Genomic DNA, 1117 nt, shown 5'->3' with positions numbered 1-1117 from the left:
CATTCTCTACGGTCTAGTCCGGCCCGACGCTGGCAAGATTTTCCTGGACGGGCGACCAGTCACGATCCATTCCCCACATCAGGCTATTGAGCTTGGCATTGGCATGGTGCATCAGCATTTTATGCTTGTGCCGACGCTCACCGTTGCCGAGAACGTGATCCTAGGGACGCGTCCGCTCTTATCGCTGCGCCGTCTACGCGAGTCCGTGATGTGGGACCGCCGCGCCATTGAGCGGCGAGTCGGCGATGTGGTGCAGCGCTATGGGCTGAAAATCAATCCAGGCGCACGTGTCGCGTCGCTTAGCGTAGGCGAGCAGCAGCGCGTTGAGATCGTCAAGGCGCTCTATCGAGGCGTCAACCTGCTGATTCTCGATGAACCGACCGCCGTGCTCACCCCGCAGGAGACGACTGAACTTTTCAAGACGCTGCGCAGCTTCGCCGCCAGTGGCCTGTCAATTATTCTGATCACCCACAAACTGCATGAAGTGATGGAGATCAGCGACCGTGTTACCGTGCTTCGTGATGGCAAGGTTGTCGGGCGCCGCACCACGTGTGAGACCGACATGCATGAGCTAGCCGGGCTGATGGTCGGCCGTGATGTGCGTCTCACGGTGGAGAAGACGCCTGCGCGTCCTGGTGCGCCGGTGTTAATGATTGAGAATCTCACCGTTGTTGATGACGAGGGTCGACGGCTGCTTGATAACCTCTCATTGCAGGTGGCGGCCGGCGAGATCTTAGGGGTGGCAGGCGTCGACGGCAACGGTCAGCGTGAGTTGGCGCTGGCGATCATCGGCATTCTGCGTCCCACAAGTGGCAAGATCATCGCCAATGGACAATCGCTGATCGGTCGCACGCCGCGACAGATCGCTGACGCTGGCGTGCGTCACATTCCCGAAGATCGCCAGCAGATGGGGTTGATCCTGGAATTTTCGGTAGCCGACAACTTTGTGCTCAAGGCATTTGATCGCCCACCGTACACTATTCACGGGCTGTTGCAGCCCTCTGCTATCATTGCTTACGCCCAAACCTTGATTGAACGTTTCGATGTGCGCACGCCGTCGCCGACGCTGCCGGTAGCGAATCTTTCCGGTGGCAACCAGCAGAAGGTAGTGTTAGGC

At 58.8% G+C, this 1117-nt stretch carries 1 protein-coding gene; it reads left to right on the top strand.

Translation table 11 applies throughout. The annotated features are described in order from the left end of the window. Positions 1-1117, top strand: a 1117-nt coding sequence (locus tag NW853_RS08425; RefSeq protein WP_414348790.1) for an ABC transporter ATP-binding protein, incomplete at both ends; no start/stop codon positions are given.

The sequence above is a fragment of the Synechococcus sp. H55.11 genome (assembly GCF_047462475.1).
Classification (GTDB): domain Bacteria; phylum Cyanobacteriota; class Cyanobacteriia; order Thermostichales; family Thermostichaceae; genus Thermostichus.
The sequence above is the reverse complement of the archived record's forward strand: the minus strand, read 5'-3'. Positions and strand labels throughout refer to the sequence as shown.